Raw genomic sequence first — 6,675 nt, 5'->3', positions numbered from 1 at the left:
ACGTCCCCTTTTCCAGGTACCCACCGACTGGGTGGCGCAAAACACCAGCGTCTTCTCGCGTGGGTCGATCTGCGCCATGAACAGCTTGACCCGATACAGCTCACGCGCGCGGATCTCAATCACGCGGTTGAAGTCGTCCTCGGAATAGCGTCGTCCCTGCTCGATTTCACCTTCGATCACCTGATCATCAGCAGTGTAAACATACTCATCGAGCGTAGTGGCGATCTGGCGCACCTTGAACGGTGTCAGGAAGCCGTCGTTGATGCCTTCTTTCAGCGAATAGAGATAGGCCGGCTCGCCGAAGTAGGCGTAGGTGTCGGCATTGTGCGTGCGCTTGGGTGTGGCGGTCAGGCCCAGCTGCACAGCGGGCGCAAAATACTCGAGAATGCCGCGCCAGTTGCTCTCGTCGTTGGCGCTGCAGGAAACGCAGACCAGCTTGTCTGCCAGCCGGGCACGGCCGACCTTTCTGCACGTCACCTACGGCGTGATCCCGCCATGCATGATGGGCGCGAGCCAGCCCAATAGGACACAACAACCTGACACAAAGATCCCCCGATTTCACTGTCTTTACGAGTGATAGGGTCGGAGGATTTTTTGCGCTATCAAAGCAAAGGAAGAACGTCACACCGTCTGAGTGGTACGGGTTTTGATGATGTTGTCGATCAATCGATACACGGTTGTCTGCCCAAGGCCTTTCGGCCAATCCTCACATGGCGGATGATCGCGTTTTTTGGCCCGACGAATTGCATTGTCAATCTGCTCCGAGCTGATTTTCCGAATGTCGAAGCCCTTGTCGTAATCCGGAATCCAGCGCTTGAGCCGATCCGTACAGTCGCGCGGGGAGGTAATTCCCGTGCCATCCTCAAAGTGTAGTAGCAGCCAGTATTCGAACTTGGGGTTGCTGAGCGCGAAGCCATAGTTCTCTTGCCGCAATGACCATTGGTGGAGTTGTGTCAGCTGCTCTTCGGTCCACTGGTCTTTGTCGACCACCAGCCAAGCCTCGTCGGATGACTTGAGTCCCTCACTTTCAAGGTGGCGGGTCATTCGCTTCAGTACCTGTGGCGGTGAGCTGTCGTGTTTGCCTTTCAAGCAGCGCACACGCACGATGGATGTGTCATCGGTGAAGATACCGAAATAGATCGGTTCGGTTTTGACGCCTTCGGCCGCGACGAAAAACAGCTTCTTGTAGGGCCGCTCTCCCAGTCGCCGCTGGAATTTCCGTCGCTGCGCAGCCACTACTATACTTCCTCAGCAGCCTGCACCTCGTCATCCTCTGCAAAATTGCTGCTAAGCAAGATACGAGGTATGCCGCCAAGTCGGCCTTGCAGATAGCTCTTGCGGATGTTCTTGTCGTACCGCACATCTTTGTACTCGCTGAAAGACACCAGCGTAGATACACCCGAAGACTTGCGCTCGGCCACCCACATTTCATCACGACGCAGCAATTTCTGATCCATCAGCAAGACATCGTGGGTGGTCAGGAGGAGCTGTGAACGGGTATCGGCGGAGCAACTCGCTAAGTACGCTTCCAACAGGCGGCGTGTCAGTAAGGTGTGGAGGCTTCGATCCACTTCATCGATCACGAACACTTTCTTTGAATCGCGTGTCGCGAGCTCTAGGAACGCGGGCAGAAGATCAATGACGCGTTGCGATCCATCCGACTCTTGCCGAATCTCGAACTTGACTTCTGTGCCGTCCGTCTTCGGATGGTAGGCCACCAGTTTCTTGGCAATGAGCTCGCCGTTCTTGCGGGTGAAGACGAAGCGCTCATTTTTATTCGACATCAAGCGAATCGTCATCCCCTCCTTGACATCCTCCTGAAGTAGCAACTTCATGGGCTCGGGTAGGGGAATATTCTCGAAGGGGATTTCCTCGCCGCCCAGGTGCGCAATGCCCGTGTCGAGCTGCGGGAGCATCTCGTTCATCGTGGCATAGAGTGGGTGGCCATCATCGAGGAACTGCTCGAAGGGCTCGAAGCGCGAATCTGGTGCGACCAAGTCCAGCGTGTCTTTAAACCAGTCATAGACGGGGCGGAAGTTGTCCACCTTCTGCGACACCGAGTTCGTCAGGAACAGCTGGTTGTCGCGCGTGCCTTTGAACGCAAACTGCAGAAACTGATCCTTCTTCAGTGCATCGTCGAATTCGATCTCGTTGCCACGACGCACGTAGAGCTCCCTCTCACTTGTGCTCGTGATGGCAATTAATTTCTCATCAAGGACGGCCTTGCGATTTACCGAAAAGGAAAATTCGTAGATCGTCTCATCGATCAGAAGCTCAAAGGCAAATCGGGAGGGCTTATTAATGCTGGTATTGTCCAGACGAAAGCCTTCTACAGCCAAATGGCTGTCGGGCTGGGTGCCTTTGATCACCAGCATCTTGGCGAAATTCAGCGCTTTGAAAAAGTTGGTTTTACCAGAAGCGTTACCGCCATAGATGGCGGCAATCGGCAAGACGCGGGTGTTGTACTTCCCGAGTTTGGGCAACCTGTCTCCGTGCTGGCGTTCCCGACTGGCAACCATCGAGAAGGTGACGGAGTCGCGGAAAGACATCCAATTTTCGACAGAGAAGCTGATAATCATGCGCTTACTCCTTGTGAGCGATAACCTGCGTGCAGAACTTTAAATTATATGCATGGACTGCAAAAAGTCAATTTAAAAGAGAAAAAATCTCTTAAAGAAGGTTAAGTGTGTACTGCCGTTACCTGAGCCTGATCTTGGCCTCGTACAGGTGTAACAGCTTCCGTTGATCAAGCCAGAACACGTTTGGTATTTGGTGGCCGACGCCGAACGACTCGATGCAAAGCCCTTTAATGATTTCACCGGGATGCGGAATCTGATATAGGGCAAGAGAAATTCTCGTCTGATAGGCAACGCAATAAAAAGTGGAGAAGCCTACCCAAAATCAGCTATTGGACCGGTTGCAAAAATTCTGGATGGCCGCAGCGCGTTGTGCTGCGCCATGGCGGTGGGAGTATCGTAAACTATCAGGCCAGAATGTAAAGGCATTTGGATTGAATGATTTGGGTAAATTAAAATGGGCGGTTTCTAATAAAACGGCATTGTGGCTGGCGTCATCACATCGCTTGCACCGGCCAAAGAAGGTGTCAAATGAAAATTGCAATCATCGGCGCTGGCTGTTCTGGCCTGACCGCGATCAAGAATCTGGTTGAAGCCGGTTTGAAGGATATCGTCTGCTATGAAAAAAACAGTCAGATGGGCGGAAACTGGGTCTATTCAGCAACGCCTGGCCATAGCAGTGTGAGCGAGGCGACTCATATTATTTCCAGCAAATCGATGTCCCAGCTCAGCGATTTTCCGATGCCGGACGACTATCCCGATTATCCCAGTCACCAGCAGATACTTGCCTATTTCCAGGCTTATGCGCGCCATTTCCAGCTGGAAACCTTCATTCGATTCAATACGACGGTGCTGCGTGCAGAGAAAATAGCAAATGAGCGCTGGCGCTTGCATCTGGATGACGGCCCCCGGCCGGAGTTTGATTACCTGCTCGTTGCCAACGGACACCATTCAGCGCCCCGCCATCCGGACTGGAAACACCACTTTAGCGGGAAATATATGCATGCGCATGATTTCAAAACCAGCCAGGGACTGGAGGAAAAGCGCATACTGGTGGTCGGTGCGGGTAACTCGGGCTGTGATTGCGCGGTGGAATCCAGCCGTGTCGCGGCCCGGGTCGATATCAGTCTGCGGTCAGCGCAATATATTATTCCCAAGTTCATCATGGGCCGCCCGACTGATGCTTTTGCCGCTTCTTTTCACTGGCTGCCCCAGGTGGTCCAAAACTGGCTGCAGAAGCTCAGCTTGCGAATTCAGATCGGGCGTTATCGTGACTACGCCTTGCCGGAACCCGATTTTCCTCCAGCCAGGGCGCACCCCACGATCAATTCAACTTTATTCGATAAAATCCGGCATGGCAAAGTCCATCCCCGCCCCGGGATCGATAAAATTTCCGGCCAGAGGGTATATTTTGTCGACGGCTCGTCCGCCGATTACGATGTACTGATTGCTGCGACGGGGTATAAAATCAGCTTGCCCTTTTTTGACCGGACATTGATCGATTGGGAAGAGGCTACACAGATTCCGCTTTATCTGAGAATTTTCCATCCCGACCACCCCAGTTTGTTTTTCGTTGGCCTGATACAGCCACAGGGAGCCATTTGGCCACTCACCGATTTACAGAGCAGGTTGATTGCGCAATTATTGACCCACAGCATACAACTGCCGTCAAACTGGCGAGAACTGGCGATCGCAGAAGGGAAATACTGGCAACAGCAATTTATTCCCCATCCTCGTCATGTGTTAGAAGTGCATTATCATCCCTACAGGCAACAACTGCTCAAATTGACTCGGTCCGTGGCATAGGCGCAGTCTGGTGCTTGCGGATATAAAGGCAACACGAGCGAAGAATATATCGTGCGATACGATGACATCCATGCGCGACACCCTCTATGCTTATAGAGGTTTCGTGCTACAAATGGATGCTTCGCCCACCATCAACTGCAATGATCTGCCCGGTGATATAGGGTGCATCATGGATCAGAAAATGCACCGTGCGAGCAATGTCTTCGGGTTCGCCCATGCGTTGGAGCAAGGTTCTGGAGATGATATGGTCGCGTACCGTTTGGTCCTGCCACTCGCTTGTTTCCGGCCACAGAATTGGGCCGGGAGACACGCCGTTCACGCGAATTTCCGGTGCGAGGTCGACTGCCAGCGAACGGGTCAGGGCTGCAAGCCCTCCCTTGGCGGCGTTGTACAGGATGTAGTGCTTGAGCGGATGCTCGACATGAATATCGACAATATTGACGATGCAGCCTTGTTGTTTCCTTAGATGCGGCGTTGCCGCCTGGGCAAGGAATAACGGTGCTTTGAGATTGCTGCCGATCAAATCATGCCAGGCCTGCTCCGAGCAGGCTTCTATCGGTGTCGCGAAAAAACTGGATGCATTGTTGATCAATGCATCCAAGCGGCCAAACTGCTGTACGGCGGTGTCGACCAGCGCAGGGATACTGGACATTTCCAGCAGATCCGCCTGCAGAACGGCAACCGATCCCGGGCGCGTCTGCTCAAGTTCTTGCTGCAACATATCTGCCGCAGCATGCGAAGCCCGGTGATGAATCACGAGCTTGGCACCTCGCTGATGCAGCCAGCGGCAAATTACGGCCCCCACTCTTCGGGCGCCGCCGGTTATCAATACCACTTTGTCTTTCATACCCCTCCTCCCTGCTTGCGCCGCGCTTTTGGTCTACAATCTACCATATAATTTTTGATTACCGGAACAACATTCGTGAATTTACCCTTGCCCGATCCGCTGGCGCGTGCTTACAGCGATACTCTGAAAACCACCTTACGTGAACACATTCAGCATGCGGGTGGCTGGATAGCCTTTGCCAACTATATGGAAACCGTTTTGTATGCGCCTGGAATGGGCTACTACACTGGAGGTGCGGCCAAATTTGGCGCGCCGGGTGATTTTGTCACCGCGCCAGAAATTTCTCCGTTATTCGGCCAGACACTTGCCCACCAGGCTGCCCAGGTGCTGGCGCTCATGCCGCAAGGATCGATACTCGAGTTTGGTGCTGGTTCCGGCAAGCTGGCTGTTGAGATGCTCAGTGAACTGGAACGGCTGGATTGCCTGCCGGCCCGGTATGAAATTCTTGATGTCAGTGCCGAGTTGCAGCAGCGGCAGCGCGCCCTGATCGAACAGAAAATCCCCCATCTGGCTTCCCGTGTACACTGGCTCACCACACTACCGGAACAATTCACTGGCGTGATCGTAGCCAATGAAGTGCTTGACGCCATGCCGGTGCATCTAGTTGTCTGGCAGGATGGACAGATTTTCGAACAGGGCGTGATCTGGCACGATCAGAATTTTGCCTGGCAGGCGCGGCCATTGACAGCGGGCGAATTGCACGAAATCGCCCGCGAACTGCCGCCTGCCGTAAGCGAGGACAGACAGGAAGACAATCGCTACCTAAGCGAAATCAGTCTGGCCAACCGGCGTTTCATTCGCACTCTGGCGGAGCGGTTGCAGCAAGGCGTGATGTTACTGATCGACTACGGCTTTGGCGAGAGCGAGTATTACCATCCACAGCGCCGCCAAGGCACGCTGATGTGTCATTATCGGCATCATGCGCATGATGATCCCTTTTTTTTGCCGGGATTGCAGGATTTGACCAGTCACGTCGATTTCAGCGCGGTAGCCGGATCGGCACAGGCATCCGGATTGACGCTGATGGGTTACACCACCCAGGCGCACTTTTTGATCAATTGCGGAATTACGGATTTGCTAGCGCGCATGCCAGCGGATCACGCCGGCAGCTATCTACCACTTGCCAACCAGGTTCAACGCCTGGTAAGCCCGGCGGAAATGGGCGAGTTGTTCAAGGTCATGGCCCTGGGCAAGTCGATCGAGACACCCTTGCGCGGATTTGTCAGCGGCGATTTGCGGCGCAGGCTATAGCAGTTAAGGAACCTCTGAATAATGAGCCATTTTCCTCGCTGGCGGTTGAAAGTCGAGGTTGTAATCGATGATGAAGGCGTTTTTACATCCTTCTTCCCCGGAATCCGCTCTTTCGAGCGGCCTATCCGGCCTTTTTGGCGTATTTCAGGCGCAACTTGCCTGCAAGTCTCGTTTCATTGCTTTCTTGAGAAGCGC

At 53.6% G+C, this 6,675-nt stretch carries 5 protein-coding genes and 1 pseudogene; 2 read left to right on the top strand and 4 right to left on the bottom strand.

All coding sequences use genetic code 11. The annotated features are described in order from the left end of the window. From ABTW62_RS13275 to ABTW62_RS13265, 3 genes and pseudogenes are all read right to left on the bottom strand, one after another. A pseudogene (locus ABTW62_RS13275) lies at positions 1-429 on the bottom strand (DEAD/DEAH box helicase family protein); the annotation flags it as partial. A 192-nt stretch (positions 430-621) separates the two neighbouring features. Next, complete coding sequence (locus ABTW62_RS13270) at positions 622-1,236, bottom strand: RloB family protein (RefSeq protein ID WP_430905054.1); 615 nt, start codon at positions 1,234-1,236, stop codon at positions 622-624. 2 nt (positions 1,237-1,238) lie between these two features. Then, positions 1,239-2,579 carry an AAA family ATPase gene (locus ABTW62_RS13265; RefSeq protein WP_430905053.1) on the bottom strand — a complete coding sequence of 447 codons (1,341 nt, stop codon included), beginning with the start codon at positions 2,577-2,579 and terminating at the stop codon, positions 1,239-1,241. 528 nt (positions 2,580-3,107) lie between these two features. On the opposite strand from ABTW62_RS13265, the gene ABTW62_RS13260 reads away from it, so the two are divergent. Continuing rightward, positions 3,108-4,382: a flavin-containing monooxygenase gene (locus ABTW62_RS13260; RefSeq protein ID WP_430905052.1), complete on the top strand. Its 1,275-nt coding sequence runs from the start codon at positions 3,108-3,110 to the stop codon at positions 4,380-4,382. A 106-nt stretch (positions 4,383-4,488) separates the two neighbouring features. Here ABTW62_RS13260 and ABTW62_RS13255 read toward each other — a convergent pair whose 3' ends face one another. Beyond that, on the bottom strand, positions 4,489-5,229 hold the full coding sequence (locus tag ABTW62_RS13255) for a pteridine reductase (protein WP_430905051.1): 741 nt from the start codon (positions 5,227-5,229) through the stop codon (positions 4,489-4,491). 75 nt (positions 5,230-5,304) lie between these two features. On the opposite strand from ABTW62_RS13255, the gene ABTW62_RS13250 reads away from it, so the two are divergent. Next, the gene (locus ABTW62_RS13250) at positions 5,305-6,480 is read left to right on the top strand and encodes a class I SAM-dependent methyltransferase (RefSeq protein ID WP_430905050.1); all 1,176 of its coding nucleotides are present in this window, start codon (positions 5,305-5,307) and stop codon (positions 6,478-6,480) included. Positions 6,481-6,675 lie beyond the last annotated feature (195 nt).

Origin of the sequence: Nitrosomonas sp. ANs5 (assembly GCF_050584665.1) — a bacterium.
GTDB lineage: Bacteria > Pseudomonadota > Gammaproteobacteria > Burkholderiales > Nitrosomonadaceae > Nitrosomonas.
The sequence above is the reverse complement of the archived record's forward strand: the minus strand, read 5'-3'. Positions and strand labels throughout refer to the sequence as shown.